Source organism: Pseudoroseicyclus tamaricis (genome assembly GCF_012070395.1).
In the GTDB taxonomy this organism is placed as follows: Bacteria; Pseudomonadota; Alphaproteobacteria; order Rhodobacterales; family Rhodobacteraceae; genus Pseudoroseicyclus_A; species Pseudoroseicyclus_A tamaricis.
On record NZ_JAAFYS010000004.1, the window covers coordinates 177,429 to 196,228 of the forward strand.

Sequence of the window (18,800 nt, forward strand, 5' to 3'; positions counted from 1 at the left end):
ACGGCGGCGCCGGCAATGTTGCTGCCGGGCGCAAGCGCCGACACTCGGATGACGATGATGCTCGTGGCGCTGTTCGTCGGCGCCTTCATCTTCGTCGAGTACAACATCGCCTACCCCTCTCTCGTCACCTTCCGCGATGCGGCGCCGTTCAACCGGATCCGCTTCGGCGGGCTGGCCATCATCCTCGTGCTGCTGCCGCTGATGCTGACGGGCTCCACCGGGTCGCTGCACGACCTGCTGATGGCGGTCGGGCGGCTCCTCGCCGGTGGGCTGGATTTCCCCTACTCGCCCGTGCGCCTGATGGTGCTGATGATGCCGCAGGATGCGCCGCCGGCGCTGCTGGAATCGGTGCGCGTCACCGCCGCCGTGGCCTACCTGGTCTCGCTGGCGATGCTGGTCGTCTTCGTCATCCATCAGCGGCTCTCGGGCTGGCCGCTCAACCGCGGCGGCTTCAACGTCTGGGTCAACCTGCCGACGTTCGACCCGACGGCGGGGGGCGACGTGGTGGACAGGCTGAGCCGCGACGCGGTGATCCACCTCGTCGCCGGCTTCCTGCTGCCCTTCGTGATCCCGGCGCTTGTCAAACTGGTCTCGACCCTGTTCGATCCCCTGAACCTGGCCGAGCCGCACACGCTGATCTGGATGACGACGCTATGGGCCATCGGACCTGCCTCGCTTCTGATGAAGGGCCTCGCCCTGAACCGGGTGGCGCAGATGATCCGCGTGCAGCGATTACGCGGCGCGGCCCGCGCCGCCGAGGCCGAGGGAGAGCTGGCCGCCGCCTGATCGCGGCGATGCTCGCGTCGCTGCTGGCCGGGCCGTCCCTGGCGGAGACCCTGCGGTTTGCCGTCTACGGGGCGGAGCTGAGCCGCGACGGCCCGGGCCTGCTGCTGATGGACCTGCTGGAGCCCGACGCCCAGGCCGCCGCCACGGCACAGGTGATCGCCGAGGCCGCGCCGGACGTGCTGCTGCTCACCGACATGGATTACGATCATGGCGGCGCGGCGCTCGGCGCCCTGCAGGCGCTGCTGGCCGCCGAGGGGCACGAGATGCGCCACCGCTTCGCCGCCCGCCCGAACAGCGGGATGGCGACGGGCCTCGACATGGATGGCGACGGCCGCACCGGCGCCCCGAGGGACGCGCAGGGCTACGGCACCTTCGCCGGGCAGGGCGGGCTGGCGCTGCTCTCGCGATACCCCCTCTCCCTGCGGCGGGACTTCACCCCCCTCCCCTGGCGAGACCTGCCGGGCGCGACTCCGCCCACGCTCCTCGACGGCGCCCCCTTCCCGAGCGAGGAGGCCGCCGCCGCGCAGCGCCTCTCCTCCAGCGCCCACTGGGTGGTGCAGCTCGACGCGCCGGGCGGGCCGGTGACGCTGATGGCCTGGGCCGCGACACCGCCGGTCTTCGACGGCCCGGAGGATCGCAACGGCCTGCGCGCCCGCGACGAGCTGCTCCTCTGGCGCCGCTACCTGGGCGGTGAGCTGGGGCCTGCGCCGGAGGCGCCGTTCCTGCTGATGGGACTGTCCAACCTCGACCCGGAGGAGGGCGACGGCGACACCACCGCCATGGCCGCCTTCCTCGCCGACCACCGCCTGCAGGACCCGCTCCCCCGCTCGGAAACCGGCGGTCTGGCCACCGCCGCCTGGGAAGAGGAGGAGAACGGCACCGGCCCCCTCCGCGTCACCTACATCCTGCCCTCGGCAGACTGGGACATCGCCGATGCCGGCGTGCTCTGGCCCGCCAACAGCGCGCCGCTGGCCGCCGCCGCCGAAGCGGCCGGTCCGCACCGGCTGGTCTGGGTGGAGGTGGCGCGGTGAGGGGCTGCCGCCGAGCGAAAGAGCGCTCCGCCAGACCCGCGGCCCGTTAGCCAGAGGCGCTGCCCTCTCACGCCGGGCCGTGGGGTGGCGCTCCGACGAAGCCTCCGGTGCGCTTTATGCCCGCCAAATCCCTCCTCGTTCCCCGCGAAGTACCCAGCCCAGCCAGAGCGCCAGCCCGCCGGGACGGGCCGGCGCTCGCGCGGCGCCTGCGGCTTGATTCCGCGCGGGGGAAGCAGCGGCACCGATAAGCAGGGCGCCCTCCCCCTCACCCGTTGGCAGCCACCGTCATCGGGGCACCGCCCGCGCGCTGCCAGCCCTCCGGCAGGCAGCGGCGGAGCACTGCGTCCAGCTCCGTCGCGCGGAACTCCGGCAGGAGCGCGGAGAGGCGGGTGGCGCCGAGGCGGTGGTCCGTCTCGTAGAGGTAGCGCATCTCCGTCATCTCGCGCGCCAGCTCCCAGAGGGGTCCCGTCACACGGAAGAGCCACCACGGGAAGTGGAAGATCTTCAGCGGCCGGCCGGAGAGCCCCTCCAGCCGCGCCGTCAGCTCGCGGACGGAGAAGCTGTGGCCCGGGAAGGGGATGTCGTTGTAGCGCGGCAGCGTCTCCCGGCGGGCCGCCAGAGCCTCCGCCGCGCGCGACCAGTCGGGCAGGTAGGCGTAGGCCTGGTGGACGTCCGTCCCGCCGAGCGCCGTCACCCGGCCGCGGCGCAGGGCGCGCAGGTGGCCGATGCCCATGATGTCATCGTCGCGCTCGGGATCGATGAAGTGGCCGGCGCGGAGCAGGATCACCTGCGCGGAGGAGGCGCGGAAGGCGTCCTCCATCTCCTCGCGGATTCGGCCTTTCCGCGCGACGGGCCGGTGCGGCGTCGTCTCGTCCCAGGTGCCGGGGCGGTCGCCGAGGTTGTAGACGGTGGCGGGGTGGATGATCGTCGCGCCCGAGGCCTCCGCCGCCGCGATCACCTGCGCGGTAATGGCGGGGATGATCCTGTCCCAGTCATGGTAGTTCGGCGGGTTGAGGCCGTTGACGATGACGTCGGCGCCGCGCGCGGCCTCCGTCATGTCCGTCCCGCGCTTGTAATGGCGCACATGCCAGCCGGCGGCCTCGAAGGCGCGGCTGGCGTTGGATCCGATCTTGCCCGAGGGGCCGAGGATGAGGGCGGTGCCGGTCATGGCTGTCTCCTTTGCTGGTGCTTGAGCCGGAAGATGGCGCTCGCGACGCGTTAAAGAAATTGCATATCTTCGTTCACCCGGTATTCATGGATGAATGGATATCGCCGATCTCGACTGGTCGCTCATGCGCGCCTTTCTCGCCGTGGCGGAGGAAGGCTCCCTCTCCGCCGCCGCGCGCCGGCTGGGGCAGAGCCAGCCGACGCTGGGGCGGCAGGTGAAGGCGCTGGAGCGGGCGCTGGGGGCGGAGCTCTTCTCCCGCGTGCCGAAGGGGCTGGAGCCGACGAGCACCGCTGCCGCCCTCCTCCCCCATGCGCAGGCGATGCGGGCGGCGATGGGGCAGGTGGCGCTCGCCGCAGCGGCGGGGGATGCCCGGCCAAGCGGCACCGTTCGCCTCACCGCGTCGGACGCCGTCTGCACCTGGCGCCTTCCGCCGGTGATCGCGGCGCTGCGGGAGGCGGAGCCGGGGATCGAGATCGAGCTCGTGCCCTCCGACAGCTCCTCCAACCTCCTCTACCGCGAGGCAGACATCGCGCTGCGCATGTACCGCCCCCGCCAGATGGACCTGATCGCCCGCCACATCGCCGACGTGCCCCTCGCCCTCTTTGCGGCGCAGAGCTACGTCGACCGAAAGGGCCTGCCCACGACGCTCGAGGAGCTGCGAGGCCATGACCTCGTGGGCTTCGACAGGAACACCGCGCTGCTGGAGGGCTTTCGCGCCCTCGGCCTGCCGGCGGAGGAGGGCTGGTTCCCCGTCCGCTGCGACGACAACATCGTCAACTGGGCGCTGACACGGGCCGGCTGCGGCATCGGGGTCGGCCAGCGCGCCATCGGCCGCGCCGACCCGGCGCTCGTCGAGATGCCGCTGCCGCTGGACCTGCCGCCCCTGCCCGTCTGGCTGACCTCGCACGAGGCGATGCGGCGCACGCCGCGCATCGCCCGCACGTGGGACCTGCTGGTGGAGCTCTTGCGCCCCGTCTTCCGGGACGGGTGAGGCGCCTCAGGCCCCCGCGTCGGCCTTCCCCGTGTCGGCATCCCGCTTGTCGGGCTCGATCTGGCCGTGGCGTCCGAGCCAGCGGGCGATGAGCCAGACCCCCAGCGCCCAAGCGGCGCCGAGCGACCAGCCGGCCAGCACGTCGGAGGGCCAGTGCACGCCGAGGTAGACGCGGCTGACGCCGACGCAGACCGTCAGCACCGCCGCCACGGCGAAGCAGAGCACCCGGATGCGCATCTGCGCCTCCGCCCGCGCCAGCATGACGGCGAGGGTCAGGTAGGTGACGGCGGCCATCATCGAGTGGCCGGAGGGGAAGGAGGCCGTGGCGGCGTCCACCGCATGCGGCACCAGATCGGGCCGGGGGCGGGAGAAGCCGAACTTGGCGAGGTAGGAGATCGCCTGCCCGCCCACGATCGCCGCCGCCAGCAGCAGCGCCGAGGCGCGCTGGCGCCGCAGCACGAGGAAGGCGAGGACGGAGAGGGTGACGATGGTCAGCACCACGATCCCGCCGAGCGCCGTGAGGTCGCGCATCGCCACCTCCAGCTGCGGCCCGCCGATGGGGTTGGCGAGGTCGCCCGGCATCCGCAGCGCCAGCAGCACCGCCTCGTCGAAGGCGTGCAGGTCGCCCTCCATCATCTCGGAGGCGAGCGCGCCGAAGGCCCAGAGCGCCCCGGTGACGAGAAGGATGGCGACGAGGGAGATCGGCTCCATCCGGCGGGTCAGTCTGGTCAGGCGGGGCAGGCTCGGCATGTAGACGTCTCCTTGGGGTTCCCGCCTCAAGTTGGCCCACCTCCGCGCCATGGCAAGGCGAGGGGCAAGGCGAGGGGCAAGGCGAGTGGCCGGCCGGCGCAGGATCACGGGGGCGGGTCAGGGTGTCGCCCCGCCGGGCCGGGAACACAAGCGGCGGAGCCGCCGGTGTTACCGGTTCCCTTTCACGTCAAAAGCCTGTATGGCGCGCCAATCTGAGACGTGACGCCACGGCCCCGGCGCATGGAAGGATGAGAGGGGGCCGGCGGCAATGGGGCCGCCATTTGAACGGGAGACGCGGGACCGCCCGCGAGTGCTCCCTTACAGGATACGCTGATGTTCAACACCGTACGTAAATCGATCCAGTGGGGCGATGAAACGCTCACGCTGGAAACCGGCAAGGTCGCCCGTCAGGCCGACGGCTCGGTCATCGCCACGCTGGGCGAGACCTCCGTCATGGCCAACGTGACCTTCGCCAAGCAGCCGAAGCCGGGCCAGGATTTCTTCCCCCTCACGGTTCATTACCAAGAAAAATACTACGCCGCCGGCAAGATCCCGGGCGGCTTCTTCAAGCGCGAGGCGCGCCCGACCGAGAAAGAGACGCTCACCGCGCGTCTGATCGACCGGCCGATCCGCCCGCTCTTCGTCGAGGGCTTCAAGCATGAAGTGCTCGTGATGTGCACCGTGCTCAGCCACGATCTGGAGAACGACCCCGACGTCGTCGCCATGATCGCCGCCTCCGCCGCGCTGACGATCTCCGGCGTGCCCTTCATGGGCCCGATCGCCGGCTGCCGCGTCGGCTTCGTCGATGGCGAGTATGTCCTCAACCCGACGGTCGACGACATGCAGGGCCTGCGCAACGATCCCGAGCAGCGGCTCGACCTGGTCGTCGCCGGCACCGCCGACGCCGTCATGATGGTGGAATCGGAAGCCTACGAGCTGACCGAAGCCGAAATGCTCGGCGCCGTCACCTTCGCGCATGAGCAGATCCAGCCGGTTATCGGCGCGATCATCGATCTCGCCGAAGATGCCGCCAAGGAGCCCTTCGACTTCCAGGCACCGGATTACTCCGAGCTGCTGGGCGTCGTGAAGGGCCTCGGCGAAGACGCCATGCGCGCCGCCTATGCCATCACCGACAAGCAGGAGCGGGTCGCCGCTGTCTCTGCCGCCAAGGAGAAGATCAAGGAGGGGCTCAGCGAAGAGCAGCTCGAAGATCCGAACCTCGGCACCGCGCTGAAGAAGCTGGAAAGCTCCGTCCTGCGCGGCGATGTCGTGAAGAACGGCCGCCGCATCGACGGCCGCGCGCTCGATCAGGTTCGCCCGATCGTCTGCGAGACGGGCCTGCTGCCCCGCACGCACGGCTCGGCGCTGTTCACCCGCGGCGAGACGCAGGGCCTCGTGGTCACCACGCTCGGCACGGGCGACGATGAGCAGTTCATCGACGCGCTGCACGGCAACTTCAAAAGCAACTTCCTGCTGCACTACAACTTCCCGCCCTACTCGGTCGGCGAAGTTGGCCGTGTCGGCTCCCCGGGCCGCCGCGAGATCGGCCACGGCAAGCTGGCCTGGCGCGCGCTGCAGGCGGTCCTCCCCGCCGCGACGGACTTTCCCTACACGATCCGTCTCGTCTCGGAGATCACCGAGTCCAACGGCTCCTCCTCGATGGCCTCCGTCTGCGGCGGCTCGCTGTCGATGATGGATGCCGGTGTGCCGCTGAAGGCCGCCGTGGCCGGCGTGGCCATGGGCCTGGTGCTGGAAGATGACGGCTCCTACGCCGTGCTGACCGACATCCTCGGCGACGAGGATCACCTCGGCGACATGGACTTCAAGGTTGCCGGCACCGAGAACGGCATCACCTCGCTGCAGATGGACATCAAGGTCGCCGGCATCACGCCCGCGATCATGGAGAAAGCCCTGGCGCAGGCCAAAGAGGGCCGGATGCACATCCTCGGCGAGATGAACAAGGCGCTGTCCGGCGTCGGCGAGTTCTCCGTCCACGCCCCGCGCATCGAGACGATGCAGATCCCGACCGACAAGATCCGTGAAGTGATCGGCTCGGGCGGCAAGGTCATCCGCGAGATCGTGGAGACCTCGGGCGCCAAGGTCGACGTCAACGACGACGGCGTGATCAAGATCGCCAGCTCCGATGGCGAGGCCATCCAGCGCGCCTACGACATGATCTACTCGATCGTGGCGGAGCCGGAAGAGGGCAAGGTCTACAAGGGCAAGGTCGTGAAGATCGTCGATTTCGGCGCCTTCGTGAACTTCTTCGGCAAGCGCGACGGGCTCGTCCACGTCAGCCAGATCGAGAACCGCCGCCTGAACCACCCCTCCGACGTGCTGAAGGAAGGCCAAGAGGTCTGGGTGAAGCTGCTGGGCTTCGACGATCGCGGCAAGGTGCGCCTCTCCATGAAGGTCGTCGACCAGGCGACGGGCGAGGAAGCCACCGCCGAGAAGGCCGAGGAATCGGCCGCGGAGTAACCTCCGCCCCATCGAGATCAGCGCGCCCGCCCCGACAACGGGGCGGGCGCGTCTCGTTTGCGGCCCCCGTTGCGTGAGCGGCTGGGCGGCCCTTTGCCGAAGGGCGGACGGCCTCACTCTTTGCTGACGTGCCGGGCACTTGAAGGGCCACCGCGAAGGGCCATCTGTGCCGCAAAGCAGACCTAAGAGGTTCAGCGATGCAGACCCGATACACCCTCTCCGCCGCCGCCGCGGCCCTCGCCGCCAGCCTTGCCGCCCCCGCCCTCGCGCAGGACGTGGGAGACGTGAACGTCGGCGCCGGCCTCTCCACGCTCGGCGGCGTCGTCGAGGGCAGCTACCAGATCACCCCGGAATTCGCCGTGCGCGGCATCGCCAACGGCACCTTCGGCCTCGGCGTCGAATCCTCGCTCGAGGAGTACGAGTTCGACGGCGAGGCGCAGCTCGGCGGTGTCGGCCTGCTGGCGGACTACTACCCGAACGGTGCCAACTTCCGTTTCTCCGGCGGTCTCTACGTGCCGACCGGCGGGCTGGAGGGCACCTTCACCAGCGACGACCGCACCTTCGAGGGCGAGGCGGGCTTCGCCGAAGAGGTGGCGCCGATGGCCACCGTCGGCTACCGCTACGCCTTCACCAGCGGGCTGACCCTCTCCGCCGAGGCGGGGGCGATCTTCTCCGACTACGAGGTGACGACGGACAGCGCCGACCCTGCTGACCAGGCCGAGGCGCAGCGCCTGTCGGACGACGCCAATGACTGGGCGGCCTACCCCTACGTGGCGCTGACGGCCGGCTTCAGCTTCTGATCGGCCACGATTCGGGCGGGGCCTTGGCGGCCCTGCCCCGTCGCCGATAAAGGCCGCAGTTCACAAACCCGGGAGCGCCCCGTTGCCGGAGGAATGGCCGCGGGCCTATACCGGGCCAAAGGCCAATGATGCCGCTCCCGCGGCCTGACGAAAGGGGTCCTTCAGACATGTTTACCCGTCGCACCTTCCTGGCCGGCAGCGCCGCCTCGATTGCCGCCGGCTCGGCCCTCGCGCAGACGGCGCCCGTGGCCCCTCTCCAGCTCGACGTCTCGCCCGAGGCGACGAACCCCTACGGGATCACCCTGCCCCCCGACATGGAGGGCGATTACGTGATTCCCGAGAAGTATCGCGCGCAGATCGTGCCGATCCAGGCCGGCATCCCGGCCGGGCAGATCCATATCGTGCCGCAGAACTACCACCTCTATTACACGCTGCCGGACAACGTCGCGATTCGCTACGGCGTCGCCGTGGGGCAGGAAGGGCTCGGCTGGTCCGGCTCCGCCAGCATCCAGCGCAAGGTGGAGTGGCCGTCGTGGCGCCCGACCGACGAGATGATCGAGCGCAACCCCGCCGCCTACGAGCAATATGCCGACGGCATGCCCGGCGGCCCGACCAATCCGCTCGGCGCGCGGGCGCTCTACTTCTTCCAGGGTGACCGGGACACGGCGATCCGCATTCACGGCACGACGCAGCCCAGCTCCATTGGCAGCTCGGCCTCGAACGGCTGTTTCCGCATGTACAACAGCCACGTGATCGACCTCTACCAGCGCGTCCCGCTCGGCACCGCCGCCTTCGCCTATTGAGCACAGGCCGCCAGAAAAACACCGGCGCCGCGAGAAACCGGTAGGAATCAGTTAACCTCGTCGTGCTATTCTGAGCTCAAGAAACTTGGGCAAAGAACAGGCACCCATCATGACGTCACGGAGAGGATTCCTCGCCGGGGCAGCGGCCGCCAGTCTTCTGGCGACGCCGGCTCTGGCGCAAACGGTCTGGCGTATGCCGCGCGAGTACCGGCCAACGCTGGTCCGGATCGGCCCCGGGCAGATCCCCGGCTCGATCCAGGTCGATTCCGAGGGGACATGGCTCTACCACATCCTCGATGAGGAGACGGCCCGCCGCTACAAGGTCGCCGTCGGCGAACAGGGTCGCCAGTTCCGCGGCACCGCCTATGTCGGCCGCAAGGCGGAGTGGCCCTCGTGGCGCCCTACCGCCAGCATGATCCAGCTGGAGCCGGAGGTGTATGGCCCCTTCCGCGGCGGCCTGCCCGGCGGGCATGAGATGAACCCTCTCGGCGCCCGGGCGCTCTACCTCTACCAGGACGGGCGCGACACGCTCTTCCGCATCCATGGCACCCCGCAGCCGTGGACGATGGGGCAGAGCTTCTCGTCCGGCTGCGTCCGGCTGATCAACTCCCACGTCGAAGAGCTCTACGATCAGGTGCCCGTGGGCACGCCGGTCATCGCCGCCTGAGGCGGAACGCTCCATGAAAAAAGGCGGCGGGTTTCCCCGCCGCCCCTCTCGTCGATCAGTCACCTGGCGCTCAGGCCGGCAGTTTCGCCGTCCGCAGGTAGGGCAGCACCTGCTTGAACTCGCCGAACTTCTCGCGCGCCGCCTCGTCGGAGACGGAGCCGGGGATGATGATATCCTGGCCCACAGTCCAGTCGGCGGGCATCGACACGCCCTGGCCGGCGGACGTCTGCAGCCCGTCGAGCGCGCGCAGCACTTCGGAGAAGTTGCGCCCCACCGTCATCGGGTAGGTCATCGTCAGCTTCAGCTTCTTGTCCGGCCCGATGATGAACACCGAGCGCACCGTGTGGCTGTCCGCCGGCGACGGGTTCTCGGGCAGGTAGTACTCCGCCTCGAGCATGTCGAAGGCCTTGGCGACCGTCAGGTCCTTGTCGGCGATGATCGGGAAGGTGGCATCGCGGCCGGCGACCTGGGCGATGTCCCCCTTCCACTTCTTGTGATCCTCGGCCGAATCGACGGAAACGCCGATGACCTTGGTGTTCCGCTTGGCCCACTCGTCCGCCAGCTTGGCGACGGCACCGAACTCGGTGGTGCAGACGGGGGTGAAATCCTTCGGGTGCGAGAAGAGGATGGCCCACTCGTCGCCGATCCACTCATGCAGCGACAGGGTGCCCTGATCGGTCTCAACCGTCAGGTCGGGGATGGTGTCGTTCAGTCTCAGTCCCATGTCGGTTCTCCTTGTCAGTCGGCAGGTCTCGCGCCTGCGTGGGGCGGGAGAGCCTCTCCCGCGCGTCCCACGACATATAGGCACCCGATCCGCTCACGCCAGCGGGTGGGGGCGAGAGACATGGCGGGCATGAGAAAAGCGGGGGGCACGGGGGGCCCGGCGGGGGCCAGCGGTTTTCTGCGCCGCCATGCAGCATACATGTGGGAGTGACCCCCATGAGCTGGGGACGACCCGGACGAGAGGATAATCCCATGTTTCCCACGATCCCCGGACTGCACCACATCACTTCCATCGCCTCCGGCGCGCGGGAGAACGATGCCTTCTACACCACCACGCTCGGCCTGCGCCGCGTCAAGAAGACGGTGAACTTCGACGCCCCCGACGTCTATCACCTCTATTTCGGTGACAAGGCCGGCGCCCCCGGCACGATCTGGACGAGCTTCCCCTTCCCCAACGCCCGGCGCGGCACCGCCGGCACCGGCACGACCGTGCGCACCGCCTTCGCGGTGCCGCAGGGCTCGCTCGATTACTGGGAGGCGGCGCTGGGCGGCCGGCGGGACACCACCTTCGGCGCCGAGCAGCTGGTCTTCGAGGGGCCGGATGGCGAGGGGCTGGCGCTCGTCGCCGAGGCGGAGGCCGATGGCTCCGAAATCCAGTCCCTCCATTCCGTGACGCTCAGCCTGCGCGACGGCGGGCCGGAGGCGGAGATCCTGTCGCTGATGGGCTTCGAGGAGGTGATGGAAGAGGGCCGGGAGCGGCTCTTCTCCGCCCCCGGCGACGCCCATGGCAAGAGCGTCATCCTCGCCACCCGGCCCGATGAGCCGGCGGCGAAGGAGGGGGCGGGATCCGTCCACCACGTCGCCTTCCGCGTCGCGGATGAGCCGGCTCAGCTGCGCGCGCGTGAGGCGCTGGAGGAGGCGGGCATCGCGGTGACGGAGGTGCGCGACCGGCAGTACTTCCGCTCGATCTACTTCCGCACCCCGGGCGGCGTGCTCTTCGAGATCGCCACTGACGGCCCCGGCTTCGACGCCGACGAACCGGCGGAGACGATGGGCACGGCGCTCAAGCTGCCCGGCCAGCACGAGCACCTTCGCGCCCGGCTGGAAGAAGAGCTGGTTCCGCTGGACTGAGAAAGCCTCGGCCCGGCGCCCTTCGCGGGCGCCGGCGCCTCAGACGCGCATCGGCATCACGACGTAGATGGCGCTCTCGTCGTTGCCCTCGCGCATCAGCGTCGGGTCTCCGGAGGAGTTGAAGAGGAAGACGGCGTTCTCGCGATCCACCTGGCTGGCGATCTCCAGCAGGTACTTGGCGTTGAAGCCGATCTCCAGCTTCTCGTCGCCGTAGGCCACTGCCAGCTCCTCCTCCGCCGCGCCCGAGTCGGGCGCGTTGACGGAAAGGATCAGGCGGTCCTCGTCGAGGCTCAGCTTCACGGCGCGGCTGCGCTCGGAGCTGACGGTCGCCACCCGGTCCACCGCCTTGGCGAACTCGGCCGCGTCGACCTCCAGCCGGCGGGTGTTGTTCGCCGGGATGACGCGCGAATAATCGGGGAAGGTGCCGTCGATGACCTTGGAGGTCAGCGTGATGTCAGGCGTCGCGAAGCGGACCTTCGTCTCGCTGACCGAGACCGCGATCTCCATGTCATCGTCCTCGAGCAGCTTGCGCAGCTCGCCCACCGTCTTGCGGGGCACGATGACGCCGGGCATCTCCTCCGCGCCCGCGGGCAGGTCGGCATCGATCCGGGCGAGGCGGTGGCCATCGGTGGCCACGCAGCGCAGGCGCCGGCCCTCGGCCGTCTCGGCGACATGCATGTAGACGCCGTTGAGGTAGTAGCGCGTCTCCTCGGTGGAGATGGCGAATTTGGACTTGTCGAAGAGCCGGCGCAGCGTCTTGGCCGGGGCGGCGAAGTTGGCGCTGTAGTCGGCGCTCGCCATCACCGGGAAGTCTTCCTTCGGCAGCGTGGAGAGCTGGAAGTTCGAGCGCCCCGCCTCGATCGTCAGCCGCCCGGCCTGGGCCTGGTCGCTGAGCGTCACCAGCGCGCCGTCGGGCAGCTTGCGGACAATCTCGTTGAGCAGAACCGCCGGCACCGTTGTCGCGCCGGCCCGCTCGACCTGCGCGGGGGCCTGGTCGACCACCTCGACATCGAGGTCGGTGGCGCGGAAGCGCACCCGCTCCCCCTCCGCCTCGATATGCACGTTGGCGAGGATGGGGATGGTGTTGCGCCGCTCGACGACCGATTGCGCCTGCGCGACGGCCTTCAGAAGCGCGCCGCGTTCGATGCTGAGTTTCATGACCCCTCGCTCCATCTCGTGCCCGGGGCGGTTCACGCACCCGGGAGGGGCAGACTAGCGTCTCGCCCCCACCGCACAAGGCTTTTGTGGCAGATTCAGGCAGCCGGCGGCGCCGGTCAAGCCTCCAGCATGCGGCGCAGCAGCTCCAGATCCTCGGCGATCTGCGCGTCCTTGCCTTTCAGCTCCTCGATGCGCTTCACGGCGTGGATGACCGTGGTGTGGTCACGCCCGCCGAAGCGGCGCCCGATCTCGGGCAGGGAGCGGTTCGTCATCGTCTTGGAGAGGTACATCGCCACCTGCCGCGGCCGGGCGTAGTGGCGCAGCCGCTTGGGGCCGATGAGGTCACTCAGGCGGATGTTGTAGTGATCCGACACCTTCCGCTGGATCTCGTCGATGGAGATCTTGCGGTCGGACGCGCGCAGGATGTCGGAGAGGCAGTCCTGCACGAGGTCGAGGGTGATCTCCCGACCGACGAGCGAGGCGAAGGCGAAGAGCCGGGTCAGCGCCCCTTCCAGCACGCGCACGTTGTTGGAGATGCGGTGGGCGAGGAACTCCAGCACGCCCTCGCGGATCTGCAGGCCCGGATACTGCTCGCGGTAATGCTCGACCTTCGACTGCAGGATGCCGACGCGCAGCTCGAAGTCCGTCGGGTGAAGATCCACCACGAGGCCGCACTGCAGGCGGGAGCGGATACGCTCCTCCATGTCCTTCATGTCGCCGGGCAGGCGGTCGCCGGAGATGACGATCTGCTTGCGGGAATCGACCAGCGCGTTGAACGTGTGGAAGAATTCCTCCTGCGTGGAATCCTTGCCGGCGATGAACTGCACATCGTCGACCATCAGCACGTCGACGGCGCGGAACATCTGCTTGAAGTCGAACATGCGCTTCTCGCGCAGGGCCGAAATGAAGCGGTACATGAACTGCTCGGCAGAGAGGTAGAGGACGACCTTCTCGGGGCTCCGCGCGCGCAGCTCATGGGCGATGGCGTGCATCAGGTGCGTCTTGCCGAGGCCGTTGCCGCCATAGAGGAACAGGGGGTTGAACGTGACCTCGCCGCCTTCGGCGACACGGCGCGCGGCGGCATGGGCCAGTTCGTTCGGCTTGCCGACGACGAAGCGCTCGAAGGTGTAGCGCGGGTCGAGCCCGGCGTTGGAGGCAGGGGCGGAAGACGGGGCGCCGGGCGCGGGGGCAGCAGGGGCAGCCTCGGGCGCGGCCGGGGCAGAGGCGGCGACGGGCTGGTTGCGCAAGTTGGCGGCGGCACCGAAGTTGAGCCGCTCGACGCTCTCGCCAGACCGGCGGAGCTGGTAGAGGATGTGCTCGCCGAAGTTCTGCGAGACGTAGTTTCCGAAGAACGTCGTCGGCACGGTGAAGCTCGCCACGCCGCCCTTCACCTCGCCGAACTTCAGCGGCTCGATCCACGTCTTCCAGGCGCCGGCGCCGATGGCCCCCTTGATGTCTTCACGTACGGTCTGCCATTTTTCGTTGGTCATTCTTTCGTCCTGCCCCTCGATCGTTTCGTTGCAGCGCACAGCACGCTGCCCCGCTTGCCGGCCCATGCCGGCGCCTCTGCGCACAAAACGTTCCCGGGGCCGCACGCCGGTGAGAGACGTGCGGGACAACAAGAGGCCCTTGGCGACGCGCCGTGTCAGGGCACCTCGCTGCAGGCAATCAGATCATGGGCGCTCCCCCGGCCCTGCCGCCGGTAGAACGGGATCAAACTCGGCCAATGAAGTGGCCGCCCACTCGAACTTTGTCTCGGCCCGAACCAGCGCCGGGTGAAACACCGTTACACGCCGGGCGGGCCTTGCTGTTCTTAGGATTCGGCCATGTCCCCCCAGGAACGATGTGAATCGCAGGCTCAAGTTATCCTGCCCCTCTCGGCTCCGACAACAGGACAACTCGCTTGACTCGGCTCTTTGCCAAACCCGAATCCGGCGGCTCTCGATATTCGGGATACTTAGCCGGCGCGGTGGCCGGAATGCCGCAGCGCCGCCGAGCCGGCGCGAGGGGCACTCACGGCGTGTCTTGACGGCCTAACCGTCCGAATCGGTTGAAAAAGGTGAAGCGCCGGGCGGAGCGCTGCCGGAGCGCCCAATGAGGCAGCGACGGCGCGAGACGGCACAAAAAAGGGCGCCCGGAGGCGCCCTGTTTCACAGCGGTGGAGGGCCTGACGTCAGGCCAGCGCCTTCACGCGGGAGGCGAGGCGGGAGACCTTCCGCGAGGCGGTGTTCTTGTGCATCACGCCCTTGGTGACGCCGCGCATCAGCTCGGGCTGGGCGCTCTTCAGCGCCGCGGCGGCGGCGTCCTGGTCACCGGAGGCGATGGCCTCCTCGACCTTGCGCAGGTAGGTGCGGATGCGGCTGCGGCGCGCCTTGTTGATGGCGTAGCGCGCCTCGTTCTGCTTGGCGCGTTTCTTGGACTGCGGCGAATTGGCCATGTGCGTTCTTCCTCGGGTCGTGCGTTCAAAACTCTTTGCGCGTCTGACGACCCGGGCCGGGTTCAGGACCGGCTGATTCCGGCCAAAGCGGGCCTCACGCGCATGTATCCGGCGCTCTTAGACGAGCTCGCCGCAAAAGGAAAGGCCCCTCCCCGCCCCCGCCGCATGGACAGCCCCCCTGCCGCCGGCTAGGCCTTTGCCCATGCGCCGCCTCGTCCCATTCCTGCTGCTCGCCGCCTGCGCCGCCCCGCCTCAGCTGCCCGGCCCGGCGCTCGACCCCGGCGCGCTGCCGGCGCCGCAGCTGGTGCCGCTCTCCCCGCTCCTCGCCGCCGCGGATTCGCCGGCCGCGGCCGATCCCACTGCCGGCCTCTCCGCCCGGGCGGCGGCGCTCGCGGCGCGGGCAGAGGCGCTGCGCGGCCCCGTCCTGCCGGCGGCGGACGCGGCGCGACTGCAACCCTTGCGTTGAACCCCCGCGCGTCTCGCGCTACGCCCTCGGCCGTATCTGCCTGGAGGATGTCATGACAGCGCCGCTCCGCATCGCCATCGCCGGTCTCGGGACCGTCGGCATCGGCCTGATCCGCATCCTGCAGACGCATCCGCAGATGATTGCCGCCCGCGCCGGCCGCCCGGTGGAGATCGTCGCCGTCTCCGCCCGCAGCAAGGGCAAGGATCGCGGCCTCGACCTCTCCGCCTATGCCTGGGAGGACGATCCCGTCGCCCTCGCCCGCCGCGACGACATCGATCTCTTCGTCGAGGTCATCGGCGGCCACGAGGGCCCGGCGAAAGAGGCGACCGAGGCGGCCATCGCCGCCGGCCACCATGTCGTCACCGCCAACAAGGCCCTCCTCGCCCACCACGGCAACGAGATCGCCCTCGCGGCGGAGGAGACGGGCGTCGCCCTGCGCTTCGAGGCGGCGGTGGCGGGAGGCATCCCCGTCATCAAGGCGCTGACGGAGGGGCTCGCCGGCAACGAGATCGCCCGCGTCCTCGGCGTGATGAACGGCACCTGCAACTACATCCTCACCCGGATGGAGGATGCCGGCCTCACCTACGAGGAGGCCTTCTCGGAGGCCGACGGCCTCGGCTACCTCGAGGCGGACCCGACGCTCGACGTCGGCGGCATCGACGCCGGCCACAAGCTCGCCCTCCTCGCCGCCATCGCCTACGGCACGCGCGTCGATTTCGACGCGGTGGAGCTGGAGGGGATCGGCTCCGTCACCATCGAGGATATCCGCCAAGCGGCGGACATGGGCTACAAGATCAAGCTGCTCGGCGTCGCCCAGATGACGGGACGGGGGCTGGAGCAGCGCATGTCGCCCTGCCTCGTCCCCGACACCTCGCCCCTCGGGCAGCTGGAGGGCGGCACCAACATGGTGGTGATCGAGGGCGATGCCGTCGGCCAGATCGTCCTGCGCGGCGCCGGAGCCGGCGCGGGGCCCACGGCCTCCGCCGTCATCGGCGACATCATCGACATCGCCCGCGGCCTGCGCCTGCCCGCCTTCGGCCAGCCCGCCGCCTCGCTCCGCAGGGCCCGCGCCGCCCGCGCCGCGGTGCCGGCGCCCTATTACCTGCGCATGGCGCTGGCAGACAAACCGGGCGCCCTGGCGAAGATCGCCGCCTGCCTCGGCGAGGCCGGCATCTCCATCGACCGGATGCGCCAGTACGGCCATGTCGACCAGTCGGCCCCGGTGCTGATCGTCACCCACAAGACGACCCGCTCGGCGCTCGACGAGGCCATCGACGCCTTCTCCGGCACCGGCGTCCTCGTCGGCACGCCCGTCGCCATCCGTATCGAGAACGTCTGACAGAGCGGCCTCTCGCTTTTCGCAAAACATCCGCGGGGGGAGCCGCAGGCGGGGGGCAGCGCCCCCTCCTCCCTCTCCACCCGCGCCCCCGCCTCCCCCGCAGCGCCGGGCGCGCCGGGGTGGGTGGGCGGGAGGCGTGCCCGGCGCTGCGGCATCGGCGGGCGGAAAATCTTCCTGTGCCGGGGGTTAACGCTACCAGCCTTGGCGCTGTGACGTTAACCGGCTACCCCCTTGGGCAACCCGAAGTTCCAAGGACGCCGCCCATGCCCGATACCGCACAGTTCCACGACCGTATGCTCTCGCTCGGCCTCGCCCGCGTGTCCGAGGCGGCGGCGATCGCCTGCGCCGATCACATCGGCCGCGGCGACGAGAAGGCCGCCGACCAGGCCGCCGTCAACGCCATGCGCAACCAGCTCAACATGCTGGACATCAAGGGCACGGTCGTCATCGGCGAGGGCGAGCGCGACGAGGCGCCGATGCTCTACATCGGCGAGGAGGTCGGCGCCGGACAGGGCCCCGAGGTGGACATCGCCCTCGACCCGCTGGAAGGGACGACCCTCACCGCGCTCGACATGCCGAACGCGCTGACGGTCATCGCCATGGGCCCGCGCGGCTCGATGCTGCACGCCCCCGACGTCTACATGGAGAAGCTCGCCATCGGCCCCGGCTACCGCCGTGGCGTCGTCACGCTCGACATGACGCCCTCCGAGCGCGTCTCCGCCCTCGCCACCGCGCGCGGCTGCTCGACGAAGGACATCACCGTCTGCGTGCTCGACCGGCCGCGCCACGAACAGATGATCGAGGAGATCCGCTCCACCGGCGCCGCGATCCGCCTGATCACCGATGGCGACGTCGCAGGCATCATGCATTGCGCCGACGCGCAGAAGACCGGCGTCGACATGTACATGGGCTCCGGCGGCGCGCCCGAGGGCGTTCTGGCCGCTGCGGCGCTGAAGTGCATGGGCGGGCAGATCTTCGCCAAGCTGCTCTTCCGCAACGACGACGAGAAGGGCCGCGCCAAGAAGGCCGGCATCACCAACTTCGACCGCGTCTACACCCGCGACGATCTCGTGACGAAGGACGTGATTTTCGCCGCCACCGGCGTCACCGACGGCTCGCTCCTGCCCGGCATCAAGCGCGAACCCGGCTACGTCACGGCGGAGACGGTGCTGATGCGCTCCAAGACCGGCTCGGTGCGCCACATGTCCTACCGCAACCCGACCTCGGCGATCTGAGGCCGGGGCCAGGGGCGCCCCAACGCAAAAGCGCCGCCCCGGGGGGCGGCGCTTTCCGTTTGCCTTCGAGGCGGCGTCAGATGCCGGTGCTGCCGAGCACAGACTTGGCCGTCTTGAGGATGATGCCGAGGTCGCCGAAGAAGCTCATCTTGCGGACATAGGCCCGGTCCATCGCGACACGCTCGGAATAGGTCGTGTCGTTGCGGCCGGAGACCTGCCAGAGACCGGTGATTCCCGGGCGCACGCTCTCGTAATAGGAGCGGGAGACGCCGTAGAGCTCGATCTCGCCGTCGATGACGGGCCGCGGGCCGACGAAGCTCATCTCGCCCTTCAGCACGTTCCACAGCTGCGGAAGCTCGTCGAGCGAGGTCTTGCGGAGGAAGCGGCCGATCTTGGTGATGCGCGGGTCATTGCGCAGCTTGAAGTCCGCCGCCCACTCGGCCGCAGCCTCCGGGTTCTCGGCGAGGTACTCCTTCAGCTTCTCCTGCGCGTTCGGCACCATGGTGCGGACCTTCCAGCACCGGAAGGTCTGGCCGTCCTTGCCGATCCGCTGGTGGCCGAAAAAGCTCGGGCCCCCGTCGCGGCGGGTCATCAGCGCCAGCACCAGGATGACCGGGCCGACGATGGGAAGGATCAGAAGGGCGAGGACAAGGTCCGTCAGCCGTTTCACATAGCGGGGATAGACACGTCCCTGCACGATGCTCCGGGTCGGCCGCTCTTGCGGATGTCCCAGCGTGTCCGTGATCGTATTATCTGTCAAAACAACCCCCAAGTCCGTTCGTCCCTCAATGCGGGACATAATGCTTTTTTCAATCATTCGGCCGCGACGTGGGCAGC

The 18,800-nt window shown here is 69.4% G+C and carries 18 protein-coding genes; 11 read left to right on the plus strand and 7 right to left on the minus strand.

Annotation, left to right across the window (positions count from 1 at the left end):
• Positions 1-48 precede the first annotated feature (48 nt).
• Positions 49-786 (plus strand): hypothetical protein, encoded by a 738-nt coding sequence (locus GY170_RS18570; RefSeq protein ID WP_235937858.1) that lies wholly within the window; start codon positions 49-51, stop codon positions 784-786.
• Positions 787-794: 8 nt separating this feature from the next.
• Entirely contained in the window at positions 795-1,817 is a 1,023-nt protein-coding gene (locus GY170_RS16665) for an endonuclease/exonuclease/phosphatase family protein (RefSeq protein WP_235924236.1), read from the plus strand.
• Between the two features lie 265 nt (positions 1,818-2,082).
• Here the strand turns inward: GY170_RS16665 and GY170_RS16670 are convergent, their stop codons facing one another.
• Positions 2,083-2,985, minus strand: a complete 903-nt coding sequence (locus tag GY170_RS16670) for a Rossmann-fold NAD(P)-binding domain-containing protein (protein WP_163895715.1) — start codon at positions 2,983-2,985, stop codon at positions 2,083-2,085.
• A gap of 94 nt (positions 2,986-3,079) precedes the next feature.
• Between GY170_RS16670 and GY170_RS16675 the strand changes: the two genes are divergently transcribed.
• Complete coding sequence (locus tag GY170_RS16675; protein ID WP_163895716.1) at positions 3,080-3,976, plus strand: LysR family transcriptional regulator; 897 nt, start codon at positions 3,080-3,082, stop codon at positions 3,974-3,976.
• Positions 3,977-3,982: 6 nt separating this feature from the next.
• Here the strand turns inward: GY170_RS16675 and GY170_RS16680 are convergent, their stop codons facing one another.
• Complete coding sequence (locus tag GY170_RS16680) at positions 3,983-4,726, minus strand: phosphatase PAP2 family protein (protein ID WP_163895717.1); 744 nt, start codon at positions 4,724-4,726, stop codon at positions 3,983-3,985.
• A gap of 333 nt (positions 4,727-5,059) precedes the next feature.
• On the opposite strand from GY170_RS16680, the gene pnp reads away from it, so the two are divergent.
• From pnp to GY170_RS16700, 4 genes are all read left to right on the plus strand, one after another.
• Positions 5,060-7,204 (plus strand): polyribonucleotide nucleotidyltransferase, encoded by a 2,145-nt coding sequence (gene pnp, locus GY170_RS16685; RefSeq protein ID WP_163895719.1) that lies wholly within the window; start codon positions 5,060-5,062, stop codon positions 7,202-7,204.
• A 197-nt stretch (positions 7,205-7,401) separates the two neighbouring features.
• Positions 7,402-8,004 carry a hypothetical protein gene (locus tag GY170_RS16690; protein WP_163895720.1) on the plus strand — a complete coding sequence of 201 codons (603 nt, stop codon included), beginning with the start codon at positions 7,402-7,404 and terminating at the stop codon, positions 8,002-8,004.
• Between the two features lie 167 nt (positions 8,005-8,171).
• The gene (locus GY170_RS16695; protein WP_163895722.1) at positions 8,172-8,807 is read left to right on the plus strand and encodes a L,D-transpeptidase; all 636 of its coding nucleotides are present in this window, start codon (positions 8,172-8,174) and stop codon (positions 8,805-8,807) included.
• 109 nt (positions 8,808-8,916) lie between these two features.
• Positions 8,917-9,474, plus strand: coding sequence for a L,D-transpeptidase (locus tag GY170_RS16700; protein WP_163895724.1), 558 nt, complete (start codon positions 8,917-8,919; stop codon positions 9,472-9,474).
• A gap of 70 nt (positions 9,475-9,544) precedes the next feature.
• Here the strand turns inward: GY170_RS16700 and GY170_RS16705 are convergent, their stop codons facing one another.
• A complete protein-coding gene (locus tag GY170_RS16705; RefSeq protein WP_163895726.1) occupies positions 9,545-10,198 on the minus strand; it encodes a peroxiredoxin in 654 nt (217 codons plus the stop codon).
• Positions 10,199-10,449: 251 nt separating this feature from the next.
• On the opposite strand from GY170_RS16705, the gene GY170_RS16710 reads away from it, so the two are divergent.
• A complete protein-coding gene (locus GY170_RS16710) occupies positions 10,450-11,328 on the plus strand; it encodes a ring-cleaving dioxygenase (protein WP_163895728.1) in 879 nt (292 codons plus the stop codon).
• Positions 11,329-11,367: 39 nt separating this feature from the next.
• Here GY170_RS16710 and dnaN read toward each other — a convergent pair whose 3' ends face one another.
• The 3 genes from dnaN to rpsT all read right to left on the minus strand — a co-directional run bounded on the left by dnaN (position 11,368) and on the right by rpsT (position 14,923).
• The gene (gene dnaN / locus GY170_RS16715; RefSeq protein WP_163895730.1) at positions 11,368-12,486 is read right to left on the minus strand and encodes a DNA polymerase III subunit beta; all 1,119 of its coding nucleotides are present in this window, start codon (positions 12,484-12,486) and stop codon (positions 11,368-11,370) included.
• 116 nt (positions 12,487-12,602) lie between these two features.
• Positions 12,603-13,976, minus strand: coding sequence for a chromosomal replication initiator protein DnaA (gene dnaA / locus GY170_RS16720; protein WP_235924237.1), 1,374 nt, complete (start codon positions 13,974-13,976; stop codon positions 12,603-12,605).
• 683 nt (positions 13,977-14,659) lie between these two features.
• Positions 14,660-14,923, minus strand: a complete 264-nt coding sequence (rpsT, locus tag GY170_RS16725) for a 30S ribosomal protein S20 (protein WP_163895734.1) — start codon at positions 14,921-14,923, stop codon at positions 14,660-14,662.
• A gap of 202 nt (positions 14,924-15,125) precedes the next feature.
• Here rpsT and GY170_RS16730 point away from each other — a divergent pair, with 202 nt between their 5' ends.
• The 3 genes from GY170_RS16730 to glpX all read left to right on the plus strand — a co-directional run bounded on the left by GY170_RS16730 (position 15,126) and on the right by glpX (position 17,963).
• Complete coding sequence (locus GY170_RS16730) at positions 15,126-15,389, plus strand: hypothetical protein (protein WP_163895736.1); 264 nt, start codon at positions 15,126-15,128, stop codon at positions 15,387-15,389.
• Between the two features lie 52 nt (positions 15,390-15,441).
• The gene (locus tag GY170_RS16735; RefSeq protein WP_163895738.1) at positions 15,442-16,728 is read left to right on the plus strand and encodes a homoserine dehydrogenase; all 1,287 of its coding nucleotides are present in this window, start codon (positions 15,442-15,444) and stop codon (positions 16,726-16,728) included.
• A 263-nt stretch (positions 16,729-16,991) separates the two neighbouring features.
• The gene (gene glpX / locus GY170_RS16740) at positions 16,992-17,963 is read left to right on the plus strand and encodes a class II fructose-bisphosphatase (protein WP_163895739.1); all 972 of its coding nucleotides are present in this window, start codon (positions 16,992-16,994) and stop codon (positions 17,961-17,963) included.
• Between the two features lie 76 nt (positions 17,964-18,039).
• Here glpX and GY170_RS16745 read toward each other — a convergent pair whose 3' ends face one another.
• On the minus strand, positions 18,040-18,633 hold the full coding sequence (locus GY170_RS16745; RefSeq protein WP_235937859.1) for a sugar transferase: 594 nt from the start codon (positions 18,631-18,633) through the stop codon (positions 18,040-18,042).
• Between the last annotated feature and the right edge of the window lie 167 nt (positions 18,634-18,800).

What these genes read in the sequence shown, in the direction of transcription:
- GY170_RS18570 (WP_235937858.1), top strand. Translation starts at nt 49, where the DNA reads ATGACGATGATGCTCGTGGCGCTGTTCGTCGGCGCCTTCATCTTCGTC.
- GY170_RS16665 (WP_235924236.1), top strand. Translation starts at nt 795, where the DNA reads ATGCTCGCGTCGCTGCTGGCCGGGCCGTCCCTGGCGGAGACCCTGCGG.
- GY170_RS16670 (WP_163895715.1), bottom strand. Translation starts at nt 2,985, where the DNA reads ATGACCGGCACCGCCCTCATCCTCGGCCCCTCGGGCAAGATCGGATCC.
- GY170_RS16675 (WP_163895716.1), top strand. Translation starts at nt 3,080, where the DNA reads ATGGATATCGCCGATCTCGACTGGTCGCTCATGCGCGCCTTTCTCGCC.
- GY170_RS16680 (WP_163895717.1), bottom strand. Translation starts at nt 4,726, where the DNA reads ATGCCGAGCCTGCCCCGCCTGACCAGACTGACCCGCCGGATGGAGCCG.
- pnp (WP_163895719.1), top strand. Translation starts at nt 5,060, where the DNA reads ATGTTCAACACCGTACGTAAATCGATCCAGTGGGGCGATGAAACGCTC.
- GY170_RS16690 (WP_163895720.1), top strand. Translation starts at nt 7,402, where the DNA reads ATGCAGACCCGATACACCCTCTCCGCCGCCGCCGCGGCCCTCGCCGCC.
- GY170_RS16695 (WP_163895722.1), top strand. Translation starts at nt 8,172, where the DNA reads ATGTTTACCCGTCGCACCTTCCTGGCCGGCAGCGCCGCCTCGATTGCC.
- GY170_RS16700 (WP_163895724.1), top strand. Translation starts at nt 8,917, where the DNA reads ATGACGTCACGGAGAGGATTCCTCGCCGGGGCAGCGGCCGCCAGTCTT.
- GY170_RS16705 (WP_163895726.1), bottom strand. Translation starts at nt 10,198, where the DNA reads ATGGGACTGAGACTGAACGACACCATCCCCGACCTGACGGTTGAGACC.
- GY170_RS16710 (WP_163895728.1), top strand. Translation starts at nt 10,450, where the DNA reads ATGTTTCCCACGATCCCCGGACTGCACCACATCACTTCCATCGCCTCC.
- dnaN (WP_163895730.1), bottom strand. Translation starts at nt 12,486, where the DNA reads ATGAAACTCAGCATCGAACGCGGCGCGCTTCTGAAGGCCGTCGCGCAG.
- dnaA (WP_235924237.1), bottom strand. Translation starts at nt 13,976, where the DNA reads ATGACCAACGAAAAATGGCAGACCGTACGTGAAGACATCAAGGGGGCC.
- rpsT (WP_163895734.1), bottom strand. Translation starts at nt 14,923, where the DNA reads ATGGCCAATTCGCCGCAGTCCAAGAAACGCGCCAAGCAGAACGAGGCG.
- GY170_RS16730 (WP_163895736.1), top strand. Translation starts at nt 15,126, where the DNA reads ATGCGCCGCCTCGTCCCATTCCTGCTGCTCGCCGCCTGCGCCGCCCCG.
- GY170_RS16735 (WP_163895738.1), top strand. Translation starts at nt 15,442, where the DNA reads ATGACAGCGCCGCTCCGCATCGCCATCGCCGGTCTCGGGACCGTCGGC.
- glpX (WP_163895739.1), top strand. Translation starts at nt 16,992, where the DNA reads ATGCCCGATACCGCACAGTTCCACGACCGTATGCTCTCGCTCGGCCTC.